General features: G+C 73.8%; 22 protein-coding genes and 1 riboswitch. Of the genes, 12 read left to right on the forward strand and 10 right to left on the reverse strand.

Going from position 1 to position 23,336, the window contains the following annotated elements; translation table 11 throughout:
* Window positions 1-98: 98 nt before the first annotated feature.
* The 6 genes from HCC30_RS00555 to HCC30_RS00580 form a co-directional block, all read right to left on the reverse strand.
* Window positions 99-569: a DIP1984 family protein gene (locus HCC30_RS00555; RefSeq protein ID WP_169439935.1), complete on the reverse strand. Its 471-nt coding sequence runs from the start codon at window positions 567-569 to the stop codon at window positions 99-101.
* Window positions 570-706: 137 nt separating this feature from the next.
* Window positions 707-1,693 (reverse strand): acyl-CoA dehydrogenase family protein, encoded by a 987-nt coding sequence (locus tag HCC30_RS00560; protein ID WP_169439936.1) that lies wholly within the window; start codon window positions 1,691-1,693, stop codon window positions 707-709.
* A gap of 247 nt (window positions 1,694-1,940) precedes the next feature.
* Window positions 1,941-2,333: a hypothetical protein gene (locus tag HCC30_RS00565; RefSeq protein WP_169439937.1), complete on the reverse strand. Its 393-nt coding sequence runs from the start codon at window positions 2,331-2,333 to the stop codon at window positions 1,941-1,943.
* Window positions 2,333-2,920 (reverse strand): hypothetical protein, encoded by a 588-nt coding sequence (locus HCC30_RS00570; protein ID WP_169439938.1) that lies wholly within the window; start codon window positions 2,918-2,920, stop codon window positions 2,333-2,335. Before HCC30_RS00570 ends, HCC30_RS00565 begins: the two co-directional genes overlap by 1 nt.
* A 153-nt stretch (window positions 2,921-3,073) precedes the next feature.
* Complete coding sequence (locus HCC30_RS00575) at window positions 3,074-3,937, reverse strand: GNAT family N-acetyltransferase (protein ID WP_169439939.1); 864 nt, start codon at window positions 3,935-3,937, stop codon at window positions 3,074-3,076.
* Between the two features lie 122 nt (window positions 3,938-4,059).
* Window positions 4,060-5,256 (reverse strand): GTP-binding protein, encoded by a 1,197-nt coding sequence (locus tag HCC30_RS00580; protein WP_346776472.1) that lies wholly within the window; start codon window positions 5,254-5,256, stop codon window positions 4,060-4,062.
* 445 nt (window positions 5,257-5,701) lie between these two features.
* Window positions 5,702-5,892, forward strand: a riboswitch (cyclic di-AMP (ydaO/yuaA leader).
* Window positions 5,893-5,898: 6 nt separating this feature from the next.
* Here HCC30_RS00580 and HCC30_RS00585 point away from each other — a divergent pair.
* Complete coding sequence (locus tag HCC30_RS00585) at window positions 5,899-6,669, forward strand: LysM peptidoglycan-binding domain-containing protein (protein WP_169439940.1); 771 nt, start codon at window positions 5,899-5,901, stop codon at window positions 6,667-6,669.
* Between the two features lie 273 nt (window positions 6,670-6,942).
* Here the strand turns inward: HCC30_RS00585 and HCC30_RS00590 are convergent, their stop codons facing one another.
* Window positions 6,943-8,097, reverse strand: a complete 1,155-nt coding sequence (locus tag HCC30_RS00590; RefSeq protein ID WP_346776439.1) for a PLP-dependent aminotransferase family protein — start codon at window positions 8,095-8,097, stop codon at window positions 6,943-6,945.
* A gap of 573 nt (window positions 8,098-8,670) precedes the next feature.
* Between HCC30_RS00590 and HCC30_RS00595 the strand changes: the two genes are divergently transcribed.
* Window positions 8,671-10,014, forward strand: a complete 1,344-nt coding sequence (locus HCC30_RS00595; RefSeq protein ID WP_169439942.1) for a bifunctional o-acetylhomoserine/o-acetylserine sulfhydrylase — start codon at window positions 8,671-8,673, stop codon at window positions 10,012-10,014.
* 2 nt (window positions 10,015-10,016) lie between these two features.
* Complete coding sequence (locus HCC30_RS00600) at window positions 10,017-11,150, forward strand: homoserine O-acetyltransferase (protein ID WP_169439943.1); 1,134 nt, start codon at window positions 10,017-10,019, stop codon at window positions 11,148-11,150.
* A gap of 37 nt (window positions 11,151-11,187) precedes the next feature.
* Here HCC30_RS00600 and HCC30_RS00605 read toward each other — a convergent pair whose 3' ends face one another.
* A complete protein-coding gene (locus HCC30_RS00605; protein WP_169439841.1) occupies window positions 11,188-11,367 on the reverse strand; it encodes a hypothetical protein in 180 nt (59 codons plus the stop codon).
* 85 nt (window positions 11,368-11,452) lie between these two features.
* On the reverse strand, window positions 11,453-12,607 hold the full coding sequence (locus HCC30_RS00610) for an LLM class flavin-dependent oxidoreductase (protein ID WP_169439944.1): 1,155 nt from the start codon (window positions 12,605-12,607) through the stop codon (window positions 11,453-11,455).
* Between the two features lie 480 nt (window positions 12,608-13,087).
* On the opposite strand from HCC30_RS00610, the gene HCC30_RS00615 reads away from it, so the two are divergent.
* The 8 genes from HCC30_RS00615 (at window position 13,088) to HCC30_RS00650 (ending at window position 21,366) form a co-directional block, all read left to right on the forward strand.
* On the forward strand, window positions 13,088-14,335 hold the full coding sequence (locus HCC30_RS00615; RefSeq protein ID WP_169439945.1) for an ATP-binding protein: 1,248 nt from the start codon (window positions 13,088-13,090) through the stop codon (window positions 14,333-14,335).
* 113 nt (window positions 14,336-14,448) lie between these two features.
* Window positions 14,449-14,778, forward strand: a complete 330-nt coding sequence (locus HCC30_RS00620; RefSeq protein WP_169440475.1) for a nucleotide pyrophosphohydrolase — start codon at window positions 14,449-14,451, stop codon at window positions 14,776-14,778.
* Between the two features lie 105 nt (window positions 14,779-14,883).
* Window positions 14,884-15,342 carry a DUF6099 family protein gene (locus HCC30_RS00625; protein ID WP_169439946.1) on the forward strand — a complete coding sequence of 153 codons (459 nt, stop codon included), beginning with the start codon at window positions 14,884-14,886 and terminating at the stop codon, window positions 15,340-15,342.
* Between the two features lie 105 nt (window positions 15,343-15,447).
* Window positions 15,448-16,371 carry an LLM class F420-dependent oxidoreductase gene (locus HCC30_RS00630; RefSeq protein WP_169439947.1) on the forward strand — a complete coding sequence of 308 codons (924 nt, stop codon included), beginning with the start codon at window positions 15,448-15,450 and terminating at the stop codon, window positions 16,369-16,371.
* Window positions 16,368-17,291 (forward strand): homocysteine S-methyltransferase, encoded by a 924-nt coding sequence (mmuM, locus tag HCC30_RS00635; protein ID WP_169439948.1) that lies wholly within the window; start codon window positions 16,368-16,370, stop codon window positions 17,289-17,291. The genes HCC30_RS00630 and mmuM overlap by 4 nt, the downstream gene beginning before the upstream one ends.
* A 73-nt stretch (window positions 17,292-17,364) precedes the next feature.
* The gene (locus HCC30_RS00640) at window positions 17,365-18,597 is read left to right on the forward strand and encodes an arginine deiminase (protein WP_169439949.1); all 1,233 of its coding nucleotides are present in this window, start codon (window positions 17,365-17,367) and stop codon (window positions 18,595-18,597) included.
* A 108-nt stretch (window positions 18,598-18,705) separates the two neighbouring features.
* Window positions 18,706-19,716, forward strand: a complete 1,011-nt coding sequence (gene argF / locus HCC30_RS00645; protein WP_169439950.1) for an ornithine carbamoyltransferase — start codon at window positions 18,706-18,708, stop codon at window positions 19,714-19,716.
* Between the two features lie 210 nt (window positions 19,717-19,926).
* On the forward strand, window positions 19,927-21,366 hold the full coding sequence (locus tag HCC30_RS00650; protein ID WP_169439951.1) for an amino acid permease: 1,440 nt from the start codon (window positions 19,927-19,929) through the stop codon (window positions 21,364-21,366).
* Window positions 21,367-21,376: 10 nt separating this feature from the next.
* On the opposite strand, the gene HCC30_RS00655 is transcribed toward HCC30_RS00650, so the two are convergent.
* The gene (locus HCC30_RS00655) at window positions 21,377-22,177 is read right to left on the reverse strand and encodes a hypothetical protein (protein ID WP_169439952.1); all 801 of its coding nucleotides are present in this window, start codon (window positions 22,175-22,177) and stop codon (window positions 21,377-21,379) included.
* A 216-nt stretch (window positions 22,178-22,393) separates the two neighbouring features.
* Here HCC30_RS00655 and HCC30_RS00660 point away from each other — a divergent pair, with 216 nt between their 5' ends.
* The gene (locus tag HCC30_RS00660) at window positions 22,394-23,248 is read left to right on the forward strand and encodes an enoyl-CoA hydratase family protein (protein ID WP_169439953.1); all 855 of its coding nucleotides are present in this window, start codon (window positions 22,394-22,396) and stop codon (window positions 23,246-23,248) included.
* Window positions 23,249-23,336: the final 88 nt, after the last annotated feature.

Here is a 23,336-nt window from a genome sequence, read left to right on the forward strand (position 1 = left end):
GCTCTCCGCGTGCCAGGAGTGGGCCGGATGAAACCGCCGGCCCGCGGTGGTGCACGCCTCCGATGCGGCTACCTGCTCCGCATTCCGCTCCCGCCCGTTCAGTCCAGCAGGTCGACCTCCCAGTTGCTGCGCTGGATCAGGACGTCCAGCAGGCGGATGTCCCGGGCCAGTTCGTCCGCGCGGGCGCGGACGTCCCGTACATCCAGTGCGGACAGGGTGAGCAGTTCGGAACGCATCTGCCGGCCGTAGCCGCGCTGCTCGCGGCCGGCCGCGGCGTCCGCCGCCGCGGTGAGCAGCGCGTGCCACTGCCGCAGTGCGTCACGGCGGGCCAGGGCGTCGCTGATCGTGCCCTGGGCGCCGATGTGCGTCGTCGCGTTCGTCCGGTGGATGCGGCGGATCAGTTGCTCCAGCCGGTCCAGCACCTCGCCGGACTCGGCGAGCAGCTGTGCCGCGTCCTCGGCGGGCTCCTCGCCCTCCTGGTACCGGGCGTTGCTCACGATGCGGCTGCGCAGCTGCTCCACGCGCCGTGCCGCGTCGGCCCGTTCGGCCAGTGCCTCTCCGAGCTTCATCCCGCACCCCCTCTCGCGCGATCCATGGCCCGAGTATGCGCGGCCGCGAGAAGGGCCCGCACGCGGTTTTCCACAGGAGCGGCAGTTCGTCGTACGAACTCGCGCGCAGGGCTCTGAGCAGGGCGTTCGCGGGAGGCTCAGTGCTCGAAGCGGTGCATGAGCTCTTCGCGGATGCCGGGGCGGGAGGCGAAGACCAGCAGCAGGCCCGCCTCGCGCAGCAGGCGCTGCGGCGCGCTGTCCGCGAGGACGGCCGAGCTGCCGCCGTGCACCACGCAGGCCGTCGCCGCGCGGACCGCGAACTCGGCGGCGCGCGCCCGGGCGACCTCCAGGTCCTTCATCGCGTCGAGGTCGGCGCGGCAGGAGTCGAGTTCGGCCGCCCAGGCCGGATCGTCGTCGAGCAGCCGTACGCAGCGGCGGGCCACGCCCAGCGCCAGGGCGCCGTTGAGCCGGTGCAGGAACGGCTCGCCCTCGGCGTGCTCGGCCCGCGTGGAGACCGTCACCAGCCGGTCCGCGGGGACGGGATGGCCGGTGAACTCCACCGTGACAGTGTTCGTCGCGTCCGCCGCCAGCATGCGGTGCGGCTGGACCCGCAGCGTCGCCGACTCCTCGGCGTCCACCAGGAACCAGACGATGTTGTCCTCCGCGTCCCGCGCGGCCGTGCCCAGGACGTGCACCATTCCCCAGCCGGAGACCCACGGCGCGGTGCCCTCCAGGCGGTACCCGGCGGAGGTCTCCCGGACCGTCAGCCGCGGCGGCCCCGGCATGGCGCCGGTGAAGGCGGCACCGCTCCGGATGCGCCCGTCGGCCAGCCCGCGCAGCCAGCGCCTGCGCAGCTCCGGGCTGCCCTTCGCGGCCACCGTGCCGCTGATGCCCAGGTGCTGACCCAGCGTCAGCGTCGTGCTCAGGCAGCCGGCCGCCAGCACCTCGGCGAGCTGCGGCGCCGTGCCGGCATCGACCCCGAGACCGCCCGCCTCGGGCGGCAGCATGCTGCCGTAGAAGCCGTGCCGGGCCAGAACGTCCAGATTCCGGCCCAGGTCGCGGCGCCCGGTGTCCACCGCCGCGGCATTCGCGTACAGCACGTCCTCGGCCAGCCGCCCGGCCAGTTCCACGACATCCTCAGTCATGCCCGCCAGCGTAGGGCGTGGCACCGACAACGGAGGGGGAAACCGGCCGCGAGGCGCGCCCGCGCTCGCCCGTCCGGCCCGCGCCCGGCCGTCGTCGACGACCTGCCGGGGCGCGTCGTCGCGAGAGGGAGCGCGCGGGAGGCGGTGTGCCGCTCGCCGGCAGATGACGCGTCAAGTGGTCCCGCCCGAAGCCGAGTTACCCGTCCGCCCCACCCCCGGCCGAAGCCGGAAGCGGGGCGGGCGTGGTTCACCGGCACTCGGTGAGGTGTTTGTCGAAGGTGTGGGTTTTGGCCTGGTGGGTGAGTTTTCGGGTGACGGTGTCGGTGCGGAGGATGCCGACGGCCAGTTCGGTGCCGTCCTGGATGTTCTTCGTGTTCGCGCAGGAGGCGACGACGGTCCATTCCTCGTCCGTGCCCGCGTCGTCCGCGATCCGGTAGCTGGGCTCGGTGCCCTGGACCGGTGTGGACAGGTCGTAGGAGACCATGGACGCGTTGTCGGGGAGCTTGCGTTCCGCCTGGGCGACGGACTGGCCGACGAGGGATTCCACGCTCACCGCCGGTTCCTCCTGCTGCCCGCAGCCGCCCAGGCCGAGGGCGGTGACGGCGACGAGGGCGAGGGCCGGGGCCGTGCGGCCGCGCATCACTTGACCTTGCAACTCACGCTCGCCGGCGAGGGGTTGAAGGCGTGCTTCCAGCCGCTGGTGCCGGCCTTGTAGGGGAGGCCGTTCGCCGTCATGTGCTTTTCGATCTTGTAGCGGTACTTCGTACCGATCGGGTAGGCGACGAGCGAGTGCCCCTTCTTCACCTTGGAGGTGCAGGACACCGCGACGGACTGGGTCTTCGCCTTGCTGATGCCGAGGTTCCCCGCGACCGCGCCCCTGCTCAGGCCGAATCCCGCGTCGATCGTGCGGGTGGCGGAGGCGGTCTTGTTGATCGTGCACGTCATGCCCTTGGACTGGGCGGTGCAGCGCGCGATCTCGTTCTTGGTGTTCGTCTGCTTCGTCTTCTTGGTCTTCTTGACGACCTTGCTGTAGTACCCGACGGCCCCTCGCGGGGCGATCTCCTCGGGTGCGGTGCTCTCGTCCGGCTCGGAAGTCCCCTCGCCGGTCCGGGAGTCGACGCCGGCGGCGGGTGCGCTCGGCTGCGCCTGGGCAGTGGTGGGTGCCAGGGCGACGGGCAGGAAGGCCAGGGCCACCGCGGCCGCGCGTGCAGTCGTTCTCCGGTTCATTTTTCCCCCTTGTGGGCGGGCGGCGGTGGTCGTGGTGCGTGGGTGCCGCCCGCCTGCGTGATCTTAAGGATCACCAGGGCGGTTGTCGTATTTGCTCTCCGGTGGGCGATGTGCGTGTCACCCGGGGTTACGCGGGCGCTCCCGGGCGGGGGCTCAGCCGAGTTCGAGGGTGGTGACGGCCCAGGCGCGGCCGGTCGGGGTCGCGGGCGGCGGGCCCGCGTACATGCGGGTGGTGCGGAAGCCCGGGGTGAGGCCGCGGGCGGTGGCGAGGGCCGCGGCCGCGCCGTTCGGGTCGGGGATGTCGAGCGCGACCTCGTCGTCCGGGCCGAGGTGTGCGAGCAGGGCGTCGAGCAGGGACTCGGCGTCCTCGGGTGTCTCCGCGAACAGCGGGCCGAGCCGGAAGCCGAGGGTGGAGGGCCGGAGCGAGCCGTAGCCGGTGATGCGGCTCCCGCGCTCCCGGACGTGGGTGACGCGTCCCGGGCCGGTCAGCCAGCGGCGGAGGAAGGCGCCGCGTTCGGCCGGGAAGTAGCCCTGGTCGTAGGCGGTGAGCGCGTCGAGGTGGTCGGGGGAGAGGGGGGCCGTGCCCGGAAGGGCCGATTCCGTGAGGGTCGTGGCGGGGCGGTGCGGGCGGCCGGTGTAGCGGGCGTTGCCGTAGAGCGGTTCGAAGCCGGAGGCGCGGTAGTTGCCGACCTGGGCCGGTACGGCGTCGAGCCCGACGGTGCGCCCGCCCGCGTGCGCGAGGGCCGCCTGCCAGGTCGCGTAGCCGAAACCCTTGCCGCGCAGGGCCGGTTCGGTGATGTAGTGCCCGAGGAAGGCGTACCTCGGGGAGTAGTTGACGACGGAGACGGCGGAGACGGTACGGCCGTCGAGCCGGCCGAGGAGGAAGCCCCCGGGGTCGGTGGGGAGGAAGGCGTCGGCGTCGCCCCGGCCGACGTTCCACCCCTCCGCGTCGGCCCACTCCGTCACCTGCCCCCAGTCCGCGGTGGCCTGGGCGGGGGAGACGGTGAAGCCGGTCATGGGCCTTCCCTTCTGGACGCGGGCCCTGCCGGGCGCGCTCTGCTGGACGCGGGCGCAGCGTAGTGGGCGCGGGGTGCCGGGGCGGGGCGCACGGGTCGTTTCCGGCCGTTCTGCGCCGCGGGTCAGGCCGGTGCGTGCTCGTGGTCGCAGGTTTCGTCGGGGGAGTGGGTGTCCCAGGCGGGGAACGGGTCGTGCGCCGGGGCGGGTTCGCCGTCGGTGAGGAGGCAGGCGGTGAGGGCCGTCCGGAGCGCCTCGGCGCGCAGGTACGTGCCGATGAGGACGAGCTCCTGGCCCTGCCCGGGTTCGCGGGCCCCCGCGGGCTCGAAGCGGGCGACGGAGCCGGCCTGGGACCAGAGGCCCGTGACGTGCGGGCGGCCGGCGAGGTGGAAGAAGCCCTTGGAGCGCAGGACGTGGCCGAACTCGCCGCTGTCCAGCCGCCGGCTGACGAAGTCCCACAGGCGGCCGGGGTGGAAGGGGCGCGAGGCGCGGAAGACGGTCGAGGAGATGCCGTACTCCTCGGTCTCGGGGACGTGGTCGCCGTTGAGTTCCATGACCCAGCCCGGTGCCTGCTGGGCGCGTTCGAGGTCGAAGAGGCCGGTGCCGAGGACGGCGCTGACGTCGACGCGGCCGAGGACCGCGGGGACGAGGCGGGCCGCGGGGTTGAGCCGGGAGAGCGTGGCGCGGAGGCGGTCGGCGGTCGCCGCGTCCACCAGGTCGAGCTTGTTGAGGACGAGGACGTCGGCGAACTCGATCTGGTCGATCAGCAGGTCGCTGACGGTGCGTTCGTCGTCCTCGTACTGGTCGAGGCCGCGTTCCGCGAGGCCGTCGCCGTCGGCGAGTTCGGGCAGGAAGTTCACGGCGTCGACGACGGTGACCATGGTGTCGAGGCGGGCGAGGTCGCCGAGCGTCGCGCCGTCCTCGCGGGGGAAGGCGAAGGTGGCGGCGACGGGCATGGGTTCGGAGATGCCGCTGGACTCGATCAGGAGATGGTCGAAGCGGTCCTCGCGGGCGAGCCGGTCGACCTCCTCCAGCAGGTCGTCCCGCAGGGTGCAGCAGATGCAGCCGTTGGTCATCTCGACCAGGCGCTCCTCGGTGCGGGAGAGCGCGGCCCGGCCGCCGCGTACGAGCTCCGCGTCGATGTTGATCTCGCTCATGTCGTTGACGACGACGGCGACGCGGAGCCCCTCGCGGTTGGCCAGGACGTGGTTGAGCAGCGTGGTCTTGCCCGCGCCGAGGAAGCCGGAGAGGACGGTCACGGGGAGCGGCGGTGCCGGTGGCGTCGCCGGGGAGGGCTGGGGGTGCTGCGGCTTCTCGGGCACCTTCGGGGTTCTCACTTTCCGGGCGTGCGGGGTGGTTTGGCTCAATCGGTACATCTGGGGCATCTGTGCACCACCCGGGCCCGGGGTGGACGGCCGTGGCGCTACATGAAAACGGTTCTCAAGAACAGTCGGGAAGCTTGTCCGCTTTTGGTCGGCCATGGACTCTTGGCGGCTTTGGGGTCATTGGTGAAGCTGGCGCAAAATGCCGCGCGGGGCGGGGTGTTGAGGGCCCGGCGGTTGCACCGGAATCCCGTGATACGCGTCACGAATTCGCCTGCGGCGGGGTGCGGCGGTGCGTCGCCATTTCCCTTGCGCGGCGGGGGAGTTGGAATGCGTCCGGGGAATGGATCTTCCGGCTTTCCGTGGCCTTGTGTGCCGGTCGGTGTGCGGAGCGGAATTCCCGGGCTTGTTCGCCGTCGCGCCTCTCGCTTACGGTCGCCGCAATCCGGATGGAACGCCGAATCCTGCCGCCGTCCGGTTATCGCACCCACACGACCACCACGTCCGGCAGGAGCGGGGGACCCGATTACCGCCGGTCCGGAATTCCGGAACGGCTAGGGGTGAAGCCGCGTCAGCGCGGCCGGGCATCTCCAGCCCGAACCCGACAGCTCACCTCGCAGGCGACGGAGAGGAACCCACATCATGGCCGCACGCGGCAAGCACCGTCGTCCCAAGTCCACCCTTCTGACCCGCGGCCTCATGGTCCTCGGCACCGGCGGCGCGGCCCTCGCGCTCCCGGCCGTGGGCGCGGTCTCCGCGCACGCGGCGCCGGCCGAGAAGCCCGCCGTGGCCGAGAAGTCCGCCGCGCCGTCCGCCGCCGACGCGAAGGCGGCCGCCGAGAAGACCGCCGCCAAGAAGGAGAAGTCCGGGACCTATTCCGTGGTCGCGGGCGACACCCTCGCCAAGATCGCGGATGAGAATTCCGTGAAGGGCGGCTGGGAGAAGCTGTACGACCAGAACCGTGACGCCGTCGGCGAGGACCCGGGCCTCATCCTGCCCGGTCTCAAGCTGACGATCGACGGTGAGGAGAAGGCGTCCGCCGAGACGAAGTCGGCCGGCAAGGGCGCCGCCGAGGCGAAGCCCGCCGCGTACTCCGACAACCTCGACGGCTGGATTCGCGAGTCGCTCGACATCATGCAGAAGAACGGAATTCCCGGAACCTACGAGGGAATTCACCGCAACGTCATGCGTGAGTCCGGCGGCGACCCCCAGGCCGTCAACAACTGGGACGTGAACGCGCAGAAGGGCACCCCCTCCAAGGGCCTGCTCCAGGTGATCGCGCCGACCTTCGACAGCTACCACGTCGAGGGCACCTCGACCGACAGCCTCGACCCGGTCGCCAACATCGTCGCCGCCTGCAACTACGCCGCCGACCAGTACGGCTCCATCGACAACGTCAACGGCCCCTACTGACCGGCGGACCGGCGACCCGTACGCCCGCCCCCGCACCCCCGCCCGCTCCCTGCCCCGCCCGTCCCCTCGGCACGGCAGGAAGCGCGCAGGGCGGTGCGGGGGCGGGCGTACCGCTGCCACCACCACCCCGCCTTGAGGGCCGGGTGTTCGCCCCGGACGCGACTCTCCGGGAGGCGCAGCGCCGGAGAACCCGCTCCGGGCGACCCGCGGCGCCACGGAGCGTGAGGCGAAAGCCCGGTGCAGGGACTGCCGTTGGCGGCCCGTGCACGGCCGTCAGCCCGTCGCCCGGTGCCAGATCGGGGCGAGGCGGCCGATGCCCTCGTGGATCTCGTCGGGGGCGTACGTCGTGAAGGAGAGGCGGAGGGTGGCGTGGTCCGGGGGGCCCGCGTGGAAGGGGGCGCCGGGGACGAAGGCCACGTTCCGGTTGAGGGCCTCGTGGAGGAGCTGGGCGGTGTCCACCTCGCCGGGCAGGCGTAGCCAGACGAACATGCCGCCGTCCGGATCGCTCCAGCGGCTGCCCTCCGGCGCGTGCTCGGCCAGCGCCGCGAGCATCGCGTCCCGCCGCGGCCGGTACGTGTCGCACAGCCGGCGCAGGACGGCGTCGAGGTCGGTCTCGGCGAGGTAGGCGGCGACGGCGGCCTGGTCGACGGCCGAGGTGTGCAGGTCGGTGGCCTGCTTGGCGACGACGAGGGCGCGCCGCAGCGCCTCCGGAGCGCGGAGCCAGCCGAGCCGCAGCCCCGGCGCCCCGGTCTTGGAGAAGCTGCCGAGGTGGACGGACCGGTCCTCGGCGCCGGGGAACGCGCAGACCGGGGGCAACGCCCCGCCCCGGTACCGGAGTTCGCCGTACGGGTCGTCCTCGACGATCCGGAAGCCGTGCCGCGCGGCGAGCTCGGCGACGGCCGCGCGCCGGGAGCGGGCGAGGGTGCGCCCGGTGGGGTTGGCGAAGTTCGGCACGAGGTAGACGGCCGCGGGCCGCTCGCGGAGGACGGCTTCCCGCAGCGCGTCGGGGTCCATCCCGTCCTCGTCGCCGCGGACGGGGACGACGCGGGCGCCCGCGAGCCGGAAGCGCTGGAGCGCGGCCAGGTACGTCGGTTCCTCGACCAGGACGGTGGCGCCCGGCTCCAGCAGCGCCGTGGTGACCAGTGCCAGACCCTGCTGCGAACCCGTGGTCACGATCAGGTCGTCGGGGCCGGACGGCAGGCCCCGTCCGGTGAGTTTCGCGGCGAGCGCCGTCCGCAGCCGCGGGTCGCCCTCCGTCGCCGCGTACTGGAGGGACCTGCGGGCCTCCTCGCCCGAGAGCACCCGGTCGAAGGCGCGGCGCAGGCCCTCGGTGTCGAAGAGTTCGGGGGCCGGGAGCCCGCCCGCGAAGGAGATGACCTCCGGGCGGGAGACGAGCGCCAGCAGGTCGCGCACGGGTGAACTGCCCACGCCCGCAAGGGAGTCGGCGAGCGGGGGCGGGGCGCAGGGGGCGGACGGGAGTGACGGCACGGTGAGGCTCCGGAACCAGGCGGGGACGGGGGAGACGCGGGCGGTCCGGCACGGGTGGGCGGGGCCGCGCACCGCGGTCGCGGAAGGCGCGTCGGGGCCCCGGGTTCGGGAGCTGGACCCCACCGTACGCAGCGGCTCCGCCGCGTGCCAGTGCTTCGGGTGCAGACGGCAACGGTCCTGCGGCACGTCCCGGGGCGGCCGAAGTGCCGGGTGCGACCGGGGTGTTGCGGGTGCGTGAAGTCCGGGGCGTTTCCCTCGCCCCGGCCGCCCGGCCCGTGCTTGCCTCGGGGCATGGACCTGCTCGTGAGCCGTCCGCACATCGACCTGGCCCGGGCCGGCAGTGCGGCGTGTACCACCGCGGCGCGCTGACGCCGCCCGCCCGGCACCCCGGGTCCTGACCCGCAGCCGGCGGCCCTTCGGGGCATGAGCCCGGCGCGCCCCGACTTCCCCTGCCTGCCCGGCACGTGGTGTGCCCCGGCAGGCACCACCCCCGCACCGTGAGGAGCATTCCCCGTGTCCGAGAGCACCGCAGGCAGCGCCACCCCCGCCTGGTCGTTCGAGACGAAGCAGATCCACGCGGGCGCCGAGCCCGACTCCACCACGGGTGCGCGCGCCACCCCCGTCTACCAGACGACGTCGTACGTGTTCCGGGACACGCAGCACGCCGCCGGGCTGTTCTCGCTCGCCGAGCCCGGCAACATCTACACCCGCATCCAGAACCCCACCCAGGACGTGTTCGAGCAGCGGATCGCCGCGCTGGAAGGGGGAGTTGCCGCCGTCGCGCTCGCCTCGGGCCAGGCCGCCGAGACGCTCGCGCTGCTCACGCTCGCGGGCGCGGGCGACCACATCGTCGCCGGTGCGTCGCTGTACGGCGGCACGTACAACCTGTTCCGGCACACGCTGCCGCGCTTCGGCATCGAGGTGACCTTCGTCGAGGACGTGGACGACCCCGAGGCGTGGCGGGCCGCCGCCGGGCCGCGCACCAAGGCGTTCTTCGCCGAGACGCTCGGCAACCCGCGCGGCAACGTCCTCGACGTACGGGCCGTGGCCGACGCCGCGCACGACGTGGGCGTGCCCCTCGTCGTCGACAACACCGTGCCCACCCCGTACCTGCTGCGGCCGCTGGAGCACGGTGCCGACGTCGTCGTGCACTCGGCGACGAAGTTCCTCGGCGGGCACGGCACCGCGATCGGCGGCGTCGTGGTGGACGGCGGCACCTTCGACTTCGGCGCGCACGCCGAGCGGTTCCCCGGCTTCCACGAGCCCGACGCCAGTTACCACGGGCTGCGCTACTGGCCGGACCTGGGCCCTTCGGCGTACGCCGTCAAGCTGCGGGTCCAGCTGCTGCGCGACCTCGGGCCCGCGATCTCGCCGCACAACGCGTTCCTGCTGCTCCAGGGCGTCGAGACGCTCTCGCTGCGCATCGCGCGGCACTCGGCGAACGCGCTGGAGCTGGCCGAATGGCTCCAGCGGCGCGACGAGGTGCTGGCGGTGCACTACCCGGGCCTGCGCGACAGCGCCTGGTACGAGGCGGGCCGGCGGTACCTGCCGGACGGTGCCGGCGCCGTGGTCTCCTTCGAGCTGCGGGACGGGGTCGAGGCGGGGAAGCGCTTCGTCGACGCCCTCGGCCTCTTCAGCCACCTCGCCAACATCGGCGACGTCCGCAGCCTCGTCATCCACCCGGCCTCCACCACGCACAGCCAGCTCGACGAGGAACAGCTCGCCGCGACCGGCGCGGCGCCCGGGCTGGTGCGCCTCTCGGTCGGGCTGGAGAGCCCCGAGGACCTGAAGGCCGACCTGGAGGCCGGTTTCCGCGCCGCGAAGGCGGCGGCCGACGGTACGGAGGCGGCGGTCTGACCGTGCGGGACGCTCCCGGGACGGCCCTCCCGCCGGGCGGCAGCGGCGCCTGGCGGGAGGGCGATCCGCCGGGCCGCCGCCGCTGGCACGAGCTAGCCGCGCCGCTGCCGCTGGAGGCGGGCGGCTCGCTGCCCGGCGTACGCCTGGCGTACGAGACCTGGGGCACGCTCGCGCCCGACGCCACGAACGCCGTGCTCGTCGAACACGCCCTCACCGGCGACAGCCACGCGGCCGGACCCGCCGGTCCCGGTCATCCCACGGCCGGCTGGTGGGACCGCCTCATCGGCCCGGGGCGCGCGGTGGACACCGACCGGTTCTTCGTCGTCGCGCCCAACGTGCTGGGCGGCTGCCAGGGTTCGACCGGTCCCGCCTCGCTCCGGCCGGGGCGGGGGCGGCGCTGGGGCGGCGACTTCCCGTTCCTCACCCAGCGGGACCAGGTGGCCGCCGAGGCCGGGCTCGCGGAGGCGCTCGGCATCGACCGGTGGGCGCTCGTCGTCGGCGGCTCGATGGGCGGCATGCGCGCCCTGGAGTGGGCCGCGGGCCGCCCCGGGCGCACCGGGGCGCTGCTGGTGCTGGCGGCGCCCGCGGTCACCGAGGCCGAGCAGATCGCCTGGGCCGCCGTCCAGTTGGCGGCGATCCGCGCCGACCCGTACTGGCGCGGCGGGAGTTACCACGACGCGCCGGACGGGCGGGGACCGCACACGGGGCTCGGCATCGCCCGCCGCCTCGCGCACACCACGTACCGCAGCGGCCCGGAGCTCCAGCACCGCTTCGGCAACGCGCCGCAGGGGGAGCCGGGCGGGCGGTACGCCGTCGAGTCCTACCTGGACCACCACGCGGGCAAGCTCGTGCGGCGGTTCGACGCGGCCAGCTACGTGGTGCTCACCGAGGCCATGAACGCGCACGACGTCGGACGCGGCCGGGGCGGCACCGCCGCCGCGCTGCGCCGGATCACGGCCCGCACCCTCGTCGCGGGCGTCGACTCCGACCGGCTCTACCCGCTCCACCAGCAGGCCGCCCTCGCCGCCGGCATCCCCGGCGCCGACCGGCACCGGGTCATCGAGTCCCCGTCCGGCCACGACGGCTTCCTCGTGGAGACGGAGCAAGTCGGCGCGCTGGTACGGGAGTTGACATGACGGAGGAGCGGGGGATCCCGGAGCCCCGGCCCCTCCGTCAGGTCCGCGCCAGGGACGGCTCCCCGTCACGGGCCCGGGGCGCCCTGTTCGCGGCGCTGTTCCCGGCCGGGGCGAGCGGACCGGCCTGCTCGTCCGTGGGCAGCAGGCCGATCAGTGCCGTCGAGCCGCCCATCAGGCCCATGGTGAACGTGAGGGTCCGCTTCCGGCCGATGACCACTCGACGGTCGTCCCGAGCAGGCCGGAGAGCAGCACCGTGCGCAGCCGACGGGCCTCCGGCGCGCCGGAGGCGGCTTCGCACGGGCTCACCGGCCCGCGAACGGGACGGTGCCCGCCTCCGGGGTGCGGGCCGCCGCGGCGGGGTGGTGCCACAGGCCGCGCCGCTCCAGCAGCGGCAGCACGCCCTCGCCGAACCAGTACGCCTCCTCCAGGTGCGGCACCCCGGACAGCACGAACTCCTCGATGCCCAGCCGGTGGTACTCCTCGATCAGGTCCGCCACCTCGGAGTGGCTGCCCACCAGCGCCGTTCCGGCGCCGCCCCGGACGAGGCCGATGCCGGCCCACAGGTTCGGGTACACCTCCAGCCGCTTGCTGCTGCCGCTGCCGTGCAGCTCCCGCATCCGCCGCTGGCCCTCGGACTCGCTGGTGGCCAGCCCCTCCTGGACCTCCCGCACCCGCCGCGGGTCCATGCCCTCCAGCAGCCGCGCGGCCTCCGCCCACGCGGCCTCGGAGGTGTCCCTGCTGAGGGTGTGCAGCCGGATGCCGAACCTGACCTCGCGCCCCTGCGCCTCGGCCAGCGCCCGCACCCACTCGATCTTCTGCTTCACCTGCTGCGGGGGTTCGCCCCAGGTCAGGTACACGTCGGTGTGCGCGGCGGCGACGTCACCGGCGGCGGCCGAGGAGCCGCCGAAGTAGACGCGCGGGGCCGGTTCGGGGAGCCGGCTGAGCGCGGCCCGTTCCACGCGCAGGTGGGTGCCGTCGTGGTCGACGGTCTCGCCGGCCCACAGCCGCCGCACGATGCCGAGGAACTCGCCGGTGCGCGCGTACCGCTGGTCCTTGTCGAGGAAGTCGCCGTAGGCGCGCTGCTCGGCCGACTCGCCGCCGGTGACGATGTTCAGCAACAGCCGCCCGCCGGACTGCCGTTGGTACGTCGTCGCCATCTGCGCCGCCAGCGTCGGGCTGATCTGGCCGGGGCGGAACGCGACGAGGAACTTCAGCCGCTCGGTGACCTGCGTGAGCATCGCCGTCGTCACCCACGCGTCCTCGCACCAGGCGCCGGTCGGCGTCAACGCGGCCTCGAAGCCGAGCTGTTCGGCGCTGCGGGCGATCTGGCCGAGGTAGGCGACGGACGCGGGACGGTCCCCGCCCGCGGTGCCGGGCTCGGAGCCGTGCCCGCCGCCGACGACATGACGGCTGTCGCCGGTCGTGGGCAGGAACCAGTGGAACGTCAGAGCGGACATGCGAACTCCAGAGGAGGTGGCCGCGCGTGGGCGACGCACGCGCGGGAGGGGTGAGGGCACGCGGGCACGCGGGTACGCCCCGCCGACGCGGGTCAACGGGCGTACGGGGAGCCGTGGTTGAGGAAGCGGTGCGCGGCGCGGTCAGCCGTACGGAGTCCGCGCGGGGGCGGAGGTCACGGCGGGGGACCGGCGGGATGCGCGCGGGTCAGGCGCGACAGGTGGCGCTGGACTGGCGACAGAGATCGACGTGGCGTCGTTCCACGAGTCGGTCGGCAGCAGCGGTCATGTGTCGCATTCTCGACGAGCGTTGCGCGCGGATCAAGACCGTCACGGAGACGTTCCGGCAGGTGAGACGCCGGGCGTACGGCAGGCGAGACGCGAGGCGGGGCGCGCGCCCCCGCGCGCCGGGCTCACACGATCGGAGGAGGGCGCCACGGAGGGAACGGTTCAGCAGCGCGGCCGCTGCGTAGCGTCCTGCGCATGGACGACGCGCAGGCGGTGGAGAGCTCCGTGGTGACCGAACTCCGCCTGTCCGCCTTCCGTTCGCTGCGCTCCACCACCGTCCCCGTCGCCCCGGTGACCCTGCTGTCGGGCCCCAGCGGAAGCGGCAAGTCGACCGTGCTGGAGGCGTACGAGGCGCTGGCCAGACTGGGCTGCGGCGAGGGCCTGGGCGAGATCTTCTCCGGCGCGCGCGGCGGCGCGGCGGCGTACGTGCCGCGGCGGGCGCGCGCGGACCGGAACGGGCGCCGCGGCTTCCGGCTCGGCTGTTCCGTGGACGGCCCCGAGGGCCTGGTCCACTGCGACCTCTCCGTCCAGGTGGAACCCGAACTGCGCATCGCCGGCGAGCGGTTGCGGGACGGCGACGGACGCCTGCTGCTCGCCACGGGCCAGCGCGACCCGCGCCAGCGCATCGTGCAGGCCGAGTGGCGCACCTCCGCCTCCGGGTGCGTGGTCCGCGGCCAGCTCCCGGACGACCGGCTCGCCACGGCCATGCTGCCGCTGCGCGTCGCGGGCCGGACGCGGGAGCAGCGCCGGGTGCTGGCCTCGGCCGAGCAGGTGGTGGTCGCGCTGCGCTCGGTCTTCGCCTGCGACCCGCGGCCCGCGACGATGCGGGACCCGGTGGCCGCGGGCGACGGGCTGCTGCGCGGCGGCTGCGACAACGTCGCCGCCGTGCTCCGCCGCGCCCGCCGCGAGCGCCCCGACCGGCACGCGCGGCTGATCGAGACGCTGCGGGCCGGGCTGGCGGGACCGGTCGCGGAGCTGTCGGCGGACGTGGCCGTCGAGGCCGACGACCGGGGGCTGGTCCGGGCGGTCCTGGACCGGGGCCGCGGGCGCGGCCGCACCCCGCTGGAGTGGCTGGGCGACGGCGAACTCCGGTACACCGCACTGGCGTTGGTGCTGATCGCGGGCCGCGGCGTGCTGGAGCCGGCCCCGGACGAGGAGTCGCAGGAGGAGGAGCGGCCCCTCACGGTGCTGACCGACGGCCTGGACCGCGGGCTCGATCTCCGGCAGACCGGTCAGCTGCTCACGCTGGCCGGGCGGGCGGGCGCGCACGGGAGCGTACGGCTGATGGCGGCGGTCTCCCAGCCGGCGGCCGGTCTCGCACCGCGCGGCGGGCCGGTCACGCGGGCGGAAGCGAAGGTTCCGAGGCCCCGGACGGGCGCCGTGGACGGGGCGGGGGAGCCGTGCGGGGCTCCCGGTGTGTGCCTGGTAGACCTGGGGGCGTGAGTGACACCTCTGACAACGGCTCCCGCCTCCCGGGCGCCCCCTCCGCGACCCCCTCGGCTCCCACCGCGGCCTCCGGACCGTCCGGCCCCCCGGACCCGTCCGGCCGCCCCTCGGTGGGTGAACTCCAGCGCAGGCTGGCCGACTTCGCGGTGGCACGCGACTGGGGCCGGTACCACACGCCGAAGAACCTGTCGGCGGCGCTGAGCGTCGAGGCGGGCGAACTCGTGGAGATCTTCCAGTGGCTGACGCCCGAGCAGTCGGCCCGCGTGATGGACGACCCGGAGACGGCGCACGCCGTCGAGGACGAGGTCGCCGATGTCCTCGCGTATCTCCTCCAGTTCTGCGAGGTCCTGGGCGTCGACGCGCTCTCCGCGCTGGAAGCGAAGATCGAGAGGAACGAGAAGCGTTTCCCGGTCCGCAAAAACGGTCACTCTATGGAGTGATGGAAGTGCCCACACAGGGCAGGTTATCCACAGATATCCCAAACCCCCTGGCGAGAACGCCCGTTGACGGTCACGCTGGGTAGCGACCAGTGAGGGGGATGGCAGATGGAAGCAGTACGACTCATCGAAGCCACCCGACGAGCTCTGGAGCAGTGCACGACGGTGCCCGGCATCGTCGCCGAGGCCTGGCAGGCGCAGGCGATCGCCGAATCGGTCGGCGGCCGCCTCGCGACGGCCGGCCCCCTCGTCGTCCGGGCCGAGGCCCGCGGACTGGGCGAGTCGGGCAGCCGCGCGCGGGGCGCCCTGCACCACGCGGGCCTGCGTCCCGGCGGCCTGCGGGCCGACCGGCTCACGCTCGTGGAGGAACCGCGGTGCGCCCTGACGGCGCTCGGCGGGCTGCTCGGCGAGGTGGGCGCCGCGCTGGTCAGAGTCGCGGTGTCGGCGGAGGAGGAGGGTCTCTACTGGCAGTGCATCGAGGCGATCGACGTCGTCGACGAATCGGGGGACCGCGTGGCGGGCATGCTGCGCAGCCTCGCCCTGCGCGAGCGCGACGGAGTTCCGTGAGGCGGCGCCGCGTGCGGTGACGCGCCCTGGCGGGCGGGCTTCGGGCCGGGGTGGACCGGCCCAAGGCCCCGGCGCCCGGCACCGGCGTCCGTGCAAGATGGATCCATGGATCTGCGTATCTTCACCGAGCCCCAGCAGGGGGCCGATTACCCGACGCTGCTCAACGTCGCCCTGGCCGCGGAGGACCTGGGCTTCGACGCCTTCTACCGCTCCGACCACTATCTCGTCATGGGCGATTCCGACGGCCTGCCGGGCCCGACGGACGCCTGGATCACGCTGGCCGGCCTCGCCAGGGAGACCAGCCGCATCCGGCTCGGCACCCTGATGACCGCTGCCACCTTCCGGCTGCCGGGTCCGCTCGCCATCCAGGTCGCCCAGGTCGACGCGATGTCCGGCGGCCGGGTCGAACTGGGCCTGGGCACGGGCTGGTTCGAGGCCGAGCACCGCGCGTACGGCATTCCGTTCCCCAAGGAGAAGTTCGGGAGGCTGGAGGAACAGCTGGAGATCATCACGGGCCTGTGGGGCACCCCGGTCGGCAAGACCTTCTCCTACGAGGGCACCCACTACCAGCTGGAGAACTCGCCCGCGCTGCCGAAGCCCGCCCAGCGGCGGGTGCCGGTGCTGGTCGGCGGGCACGGCAAGAGCCGGACGCCGCGCGTAGCGGCCCGCTTCGCCGACGAGTTCAACATCCCCTTCGCCTCGCCCGAGGACACCAGGGCGCAGTTCGCGCGGGTACGGGCCGCCGCCGAGGAACACGGCCGCCGCGCCGACGACTTGATCTACTCCAACGCCCTCGTCGTCTGCGTCGGCCGGGACGACGCGGAGGTCGCGCGCCGGGCCGCCGCCATCGGCCGGGACCCGCAGGAGCTGCGGGAGAACGGCCTGGCCGGCACCCCGGCCGAGGTCGTCGAGAAGATCGGGAGGTACGCCGAGGCGGGAGCGTCCCGCTTCTACCTCCAGGTGCTGGACCTGAAGGACCTGGACCACCTGGAGCTGATCGCGTCCCAGGTGCAGGCGCAGCTGCCGTGAGTGCCGCGCCTCCGCTCGCCGCCGCGCTCGCCGAGGGGCCCGTCGTCCTGGACGGCGGGCTGTCGAACCAGCTGGAGGCGCAGGGCTGCGACCTGTCCGACCCGCTGTGGTCGGCGCGGCTGCTCGCCGACGCGCCCGAGCGGATCCGCGCCGCGCACACCGCGTACGTGGCGGCCGGTGCCCGGGTGCTGATCACCGGCAGCTACCAGGCGTCCTTCGAGGGCTTCGCCCGCAGGGGCGTGGGCCGGGCGGAGGCGGCGGCGCTGTTCCGCCGCAGCGTCGAACTGGCCCGCGCCGCGGGCGAGTCCGGTGCCGCGGGTGGTGAACCCGTCCGGGTCGCGGCCTCGGTCGGCCCGTACGGCGCGGTGCTCGCGGACGGCAGCGAGTACCGCGGCCGGTACGGGCTGAGCGTGCGCGAGCTGGAGCGGTTCCACCGGCCGCGGGTGGAGGCGCTGGCCGAGGCCGGCCCGGACGTCCTCGCGCTGGAGACGGTGCCGGACGCCGACGAGGTAGAGGCGCTGCTGCGCGCGGCCGGGGGGTGCGGGGTGCCGGTGTGGCTGAGCTGCACGGTCGCCGCCGGGCGTACCCGGGCCGGGCAGCCGCTCGCCGCGGCCTTCGCGCCCGCCGCGGGGAACGCACAGGTGATCGCCGTCGGCGTCAACTGCTGCGCGGCACACGAGGTGGGGGACGCGGTCGAGGAGGCCGTCGCCGTCACGGGCCGGCCCGCGGTGGCCTATCCGAACAGCGGCGAGGGCTGGGACGCGGCGGCCCGCGGCTGGCGGGGCGCCCCCACCTTCGCGCCGGAGCGCTCGCCGGCCGCCGTCCGGGACTGGGCGGACCGGGGCGCGCGGCTGATCGGCGGCTGCTGCCGGGTGGGCCCGGAGCAGATCCGCGGCGTCGCCCGCGCACTGCGCGCCTGACCCCGGAGGTGCCGCCCCGCGGAAAGGCGGGATTCGCCACGCGGCGGCCCTCCGGCTCGGCCAGGATGGGGCCATGGCCTTCCACGTCGACTCCGAGACCGGGCGGCTGCGCCGCGTGATCCTGCACCGGCCGGATCTGGAGCTCAAGCGGCTGACCCCGACGAACAAGGACGACCTGCTCTTCGACGACGTGCTCTGGGTCCGCCGCGCCCGCCAGGAGCACGACGCCCTCGCCGACTGCCTGCGCGACCGCGGCGTCGCCGTCCACCTCTTCGGCGACCTGCTCGCCGAGACGCTGGAGATCCCGACCGCCCGCACCCTCGTTCTGGACCGCGTCTTCGACGAGAACGAGTACGGGCCGCTCGCGACCGCGCACCTGCGGGCCGCCTTCGACGCGATGCCGACGGCCGAGCTGTGCGAGGCGCTCGTCGGCGGCATGACGAAGCGGGAGTTCCTCCAGGCGCACAGCGAGCCCTCCTCCGTCCGCTTCCATGTGATGGACCTCGACGACTTCCTGCTCGCCCCGCTCCCCAACCACCTGTTCACCCGCGACACTTCGGCCTGGATCTACGACGGGGTGTCCATCAACGCGATGCGCTGGCCCGCGCGGCAGCGCGAGACGGTGCACTTCGAGGCGATCTACCACCACCACCCGTTGTTCGCCGGGCCCGATTCGGGCCGCTTCCACGTCTGGTCGGAGGGGCAGGGCGCGTACCCGTCGACGATCGAGGGCGGGGACGTGCTCGTGATCGGCGAGGGCGCGGTGCTCATCGGGATGAGCGAGCGGACGGCGCCGCAGGCGGTGGAGATGCTGGCCCGCGGCCTGTTCGCGGCGGGCTCGGCCCGCACGATCGTGGCGCTGGACATGCCCAAGCGCCGCGCGTTCATGCACCTGGACACCGTGATGACGATGGTCGAGCGGGACGCGTTCACGCAGTACGAGGGTCTGGGCATGGTCCGCTCGTACACCATCGAGCCGGGCACCTGCGCCTACGACCTGCGGGTCACCGACCACCCGCCGGAGCACATGCACCGGGCGATCGCGGCGGCGCTGGGCCTGGACCGCATCCGCATCATGACGCCGACGCAGGACGTGCACTCCGCCGAGCGCGAGCAGTGGGACGACGGCTGCAACGTGCTGGCCGTGGAGCCCGGGGTGGTCGTCGCGTACGAGCGGAACGTCACGACGAACACCTATCTGCGCAAGCAGGGCATCGAGGTGCTGGAGATCCCGGGCAGCGAGCTGGGCCGGGGGAGGGGCGGCCCGCGCTGCATGAGCTGCCCGGTCGAGCGCGACCCCGTGTGAGCCCGGCGGGGGCCGCCGGGCACGGGTGGATGAATAGGGATACGGTGAGTCGTATAGAATTCCGGTTTCCTTTCGTTCATCCGTACGCCAGCGATCTAGGAGCGCTTCATGGCGAAAAACCTCGCGGGCCGCCACTTCCTCAAGGAGGCGGACTTCTCGGCCGAGGAGTTCCGGTACCTGGTCGGCCTGGCCGCCGAGCTGAAGGCCGCCAGGAAGGCGGGCACCGAGGAGCAGCGGCTGCGCGGCCGCAACATCGCGCTCATCTTCGAGAAGACCTCCACCCGCACCCGCTGCTCCTTCGAGGTCGCCGCCGCCGACCAGGGCGCCAGGACCACGTACCTGGACCCGAGCGGCTCCCAGATCGGGCACAAGGAGTCGGTCAAGGACACCGCCCGGGTGCTCGGCCGGATGTACGACGGCATCCAGTACCGGGGCAGCGGCCAGGACGTCGTCGAGGAGCTGGCCGCGCACGCCGGCGTCCCGGTCTTCAACGGCCTCACCGACGAGTGGCACCCCACCCAGATGCTGGCCGACGTGCTCACCATGACCGAGCACTCCGCGAAGCCCCTCACGGACATCGCCTTCGCCTACCTCGGCGACGCCCGCAACAACATGGGCAACTCCTACCTCGTCACCGGCGCCCTCCTCGGCATGGACGTCCGGATCGCCGCCCCCCGGAGCCTGTGGCCCGAGGACGCCGTCGTCGCGCGGGCCCGCGCCCTGGCCGAGACCTCCGGCGCCCGCGTCACGCTCACCGAGGAGGTGGCCGAGGGGGTGCGCGGCGCGGACTTCGTCGCCACCGACGTCTGGGTCTCGATGGGCGAGCCCAAGGAGGTCTGGGACGAGCGGATCGCGCTGCTCGGCCCGTACGCGGTGACCATGGACGTGCTGCGCGCCACCGGGAACGAGCAGGTCAAGTTCCTGCACTGCCTGCCCGCCTACCACGACCTGGGCACCGCCGTCGGCCGCGAGCTGTACGAGCGGCACGGGCTGGAGTCGCTGGAGGTGACGGACGAGGTCTTCGAGTCGCCGGAGCACTCCGTCGTCTTCGACGAGGCCGAGAACCGGATGCACACCATCAAGGCGGTCCTCGTCGCGACGCTGGGCACGGCCGCCTGACCGGGGCCGCGCGCCGGTGTGCGCATACTCATACGCATATATGCGAGAGCATGCATACACCGCGGTTACGATGGATGCAGCTCCGAAGGGTCCGGGCACTCGCGGCCCGGACCCTTTTCGACGCAGTCCCCTCGGAAACCCCGACGTCCCCTCGGAGCCACCCCCGCCACCGACCCCGTGGCGGGGCTGCACCATCAGAAAGACCGCACCATGCCCCGCACCGGACTCCGCATCAAGTCCCCCGATCTGCTCGTCGCCGAGTCCGGGGCCGACCTCGAAGGACACGGCCTCAAGCGCACCATCGGCCTCTTCCAGCTCGTCTGCTTCGGCGTCGGCGCCATCGTCGGCACCGGCATCTTCGTCGGCCTCTCCGACACCGTCGCCGAGGCCGGGCCCGGCGTGATCGTCTCCTTCGTCCTCGCCGCGATCACCTGCATCTTCACGGCCTTCTCCTTCGCCGAACTCGGCGGCGCCATCCCCGTCTCCGGCAGCTCCTACAGCTACGCCTACGCCGCGCTGGGCGAGCGCACCGCCTTCCTCGTCGGCTGGTGCCTGCTGCTGGAGTACGGCGTCTCCGTCTCCGCCGTCGCCATCGGCTGGGGCCAGTACCTCAACGAGCTGCTGCACAACACCGTCGGCTGGGAGATCCCGGCCGCGCTCGCCGACGCCCCGGGCCACGGCGGCATCGTCAACGTGCCCGCCGTCGTCGTGATGGTGCTCGCCTCCGTGCTGCTCGTGCGCGGCATCCGGGAGAGCGCGCGGGCCACCGCCGTCATGGCCATCATCAAGATCGGCATCCTGCTGCTGTTCTGCGCGATCGCCTTCACCGCCTTCTCCTCGGGCAACCTCTCCCCGTTCGCGCCCGAGGGCATCGGCGGCATCGGCGCCGGGGCTTCGCTCGCCTTCTTCTCCTTCATCGGCTTCGACGCCATCTCCACCGCGGGCGAGGAGGTCAAGGACCCGCGGCGGAACGTGCCGCTGGCCATCCTGGTGACCATCGGCGTCGTCGCGCTGCTGTACTGCCTGGTGTCGGTCGCCGCGCTCGGTGCCATGCCCTGGCAGGACGTCGGCGGCCAGCCGGCCGCTCTCTCGCTGATCGTCAACCACACCACCGGCTCGACGCTCGGCAGCACCGTCATCGCCATCGGCGCCGTCGTCGCCATCGCCTCCGTGGTGCTGGCCGTGCTGTACGGGCAGACCCGCATCCTGATGTCGATGTCCCGGGACGGGCTCGTCCCCAAGGTCTTCGAGCGGGTCTCCCCGAAGACCTCCACGCCGGTGGCCAACACCTGGATCGTCTGCGCGGTCTTCGCCGTCCCGGCCGCCGTCGTCCCGCTCGACGTCGTCCTCGACATGACGGTGATCGGCGCGCTGTCCGTGATGGCCGTGGTCAACGTCTGCGTGATCGCGCTGCGCCGCAGCCGCCCCGAGCTGGCCCGCCGGTTCCGGGTGCCGCTCTACCCGGTCGCGCCGCTGCTGGGCGTCGCCTTCTGCCTGTACCTGATGTACGGGCTGCCGCTGCTGACCTGGATCCAGTTCGCCGGCTTCCTCGTCGTCGGCCTCGCCGTCTACTCCTTCTACAGCCGCAAGCGCTCCCGTCTCGCCGGGGCCGAGGCCGCCCCGGAACCGAAGCCGACGGCGGGGGTCTGACCCGCCCGGATCAGCCCGCGTCCGGACGGCGCGCATTCCACACGACGGCGTCGAACCGCACCCGCGGTTCGACGCCGCTGTGCGGCAGCCGCGTCACGGTCAGCCGTGCGACGCGGCCCTCGCCCGTGCGCACGCACACGTCCCGGCCCTCCGCGAGGTCGAGGCGCCGGACGGCACCGTCGGCCAGTGCCTGCGCGCAGTCGCGGTGGCCCGGGGTGCGGCTCCCCTTCCAGGGGGCGACCTCCGTGCCGTAGTGCGTGGCGAGGGTGAAGCGGTCGTAGAGCGACGAGATGTGGACGTCGTCCCGGTCCGGGCTGCCGGTGGCCACGGGTGCCCGGGCGTCGAGGTCCTTGTCGCCCGGGCCGTCGAGGCCCGCCAGCACCAGCTCGCCGCGCCAGCGTTCGCCGCCCTCGGCCGAGTGCTCCGGGGCGGACGTCTCCTCCGGCCGCTGGGCCGTCGGGCCGCCGGAGGGTGCGGAGGCGTCGCCCTGCGACAGGGTGGCCAGGGCCGCGATGAGGGCCGCGACGACCGTGGCCAGGGCGCTGATCCACGCGGCGCGGTGGTGCGCGAACCGGTGGTTCCCTTCGGGCTCCTCCGGCTCGGGCAACTCCGGTGCGCCCGCGGCGCCTTCGGCATTCCCGCCGGCCGCCGGGGGACCACCGGCCAGGTAGTAGTGGTGGCTGATGAACTGGTCCCGGCCCGCCTGGTGCACCTGGCCCCGGCCGTCGGCCCTGCCGGTCCACTCCTCGTGCCGCGCACCCGGTCCCGGATCCCTGCCCCGGCCCCCGGCGCCCGGTTCCTCGTCCCGCACCGCATCCCCCGCTCCCGGTCCGCACGTCCCACGACGGCGAGCGGACCTTCGCCAACGCGCCGGTGCCCCGACCGGCCGGAACCACAGGCTACGTGGCCGCGCCACCGCACGTCCGTCGCTCTATCGCGTACCCGTGACGGCAGTCACAAAGCAGTGATACGTTCGCGGGGCGTCACGACAGCAAGCCCGCACAGCCGAGCCGAGTGAGGGGCGCGCATGACAGCGTTCAAGGGGGCCGAGGAGTCCGGGGGGTTCACCGGGTCGGCCCGTCGTACGGACAGGTGGGAACACCTCGGGGTCACGCGCGAGGACGGGGTCGTCACCGTCACCCTCGCCCGCCCCGAGAAGCTCAACGCCCTGACCTTCGAGGCGTACGCCGACCTCCGCGACCTGCTCGCCGAGCTCTCCAGGGAGCGGACGGCGCGCGCCCTGGTCCTCGCGGGCGAGGGGCGCGGATTCTGCTCCGGCGGTGACGTCGAGGAGATCATCGGCGCCACCCTGGAGCTGGACACCTCCCGGATCCTCGACTTCAACCGCATGACCGGCCAGGTCGTCCGGGCGATCCGCGAGGCGCCGTTCCCCGTGGTCGCCGCCGTGCACGGGGCCGCCGCGGGCGCGGGCGCCGTGCTCGCCCTCGCCGCCGACTTCCGGGTCGCCGACCCCACCGCCCGCTTCTCCTTCCTGTTCACCCGGGTCGGGCTCTCCGGCGGCGACATGGGCGCGGCCTACCTGCTGCCCCGCGTCGTCGGCCTCGGGCACGCCACCCGCATCCTGATGCTCGGCGAACCCGTCCGCTCGGCCGAAGCGGAACGCATCGGCCTGATCAGCCAGTTGACGGAGGACGGCGGCGCGCACCAGGCGGCCGCGGACCTCGCCCGCCGCCTCGCCCAGGGCCCCGCGCTGGCGTACGCGCAGACCAAGGCCCTGCTCACCGCCGAACTCGACCTGCCGCTCTCGGCCGCCGTCGAGATGGACGCGGCCACCCAGGCGCTGCTCATGCACAGCGCGGACTACGCCGAGTTCCACGCCGCGTTCACCACCAAGCGGAACCCGGACTGGCGCGGCAGGTGAACCCCCGCCCGGGGCCCATTCCCCGGGCGGGAGCACGTACGTCCCCACCGCACGGCACGTCCGCGGGGCCCGCGGGGCCCAGGGTCCA

Source organism: Streptomyces sp. HNM0574 (assembly GCF_012726235.1).
GTDB lineage: Bacteria > Actinomycetota > Actinomycetes > Streptomycetales > Streptomycetaceae > Streptomyces.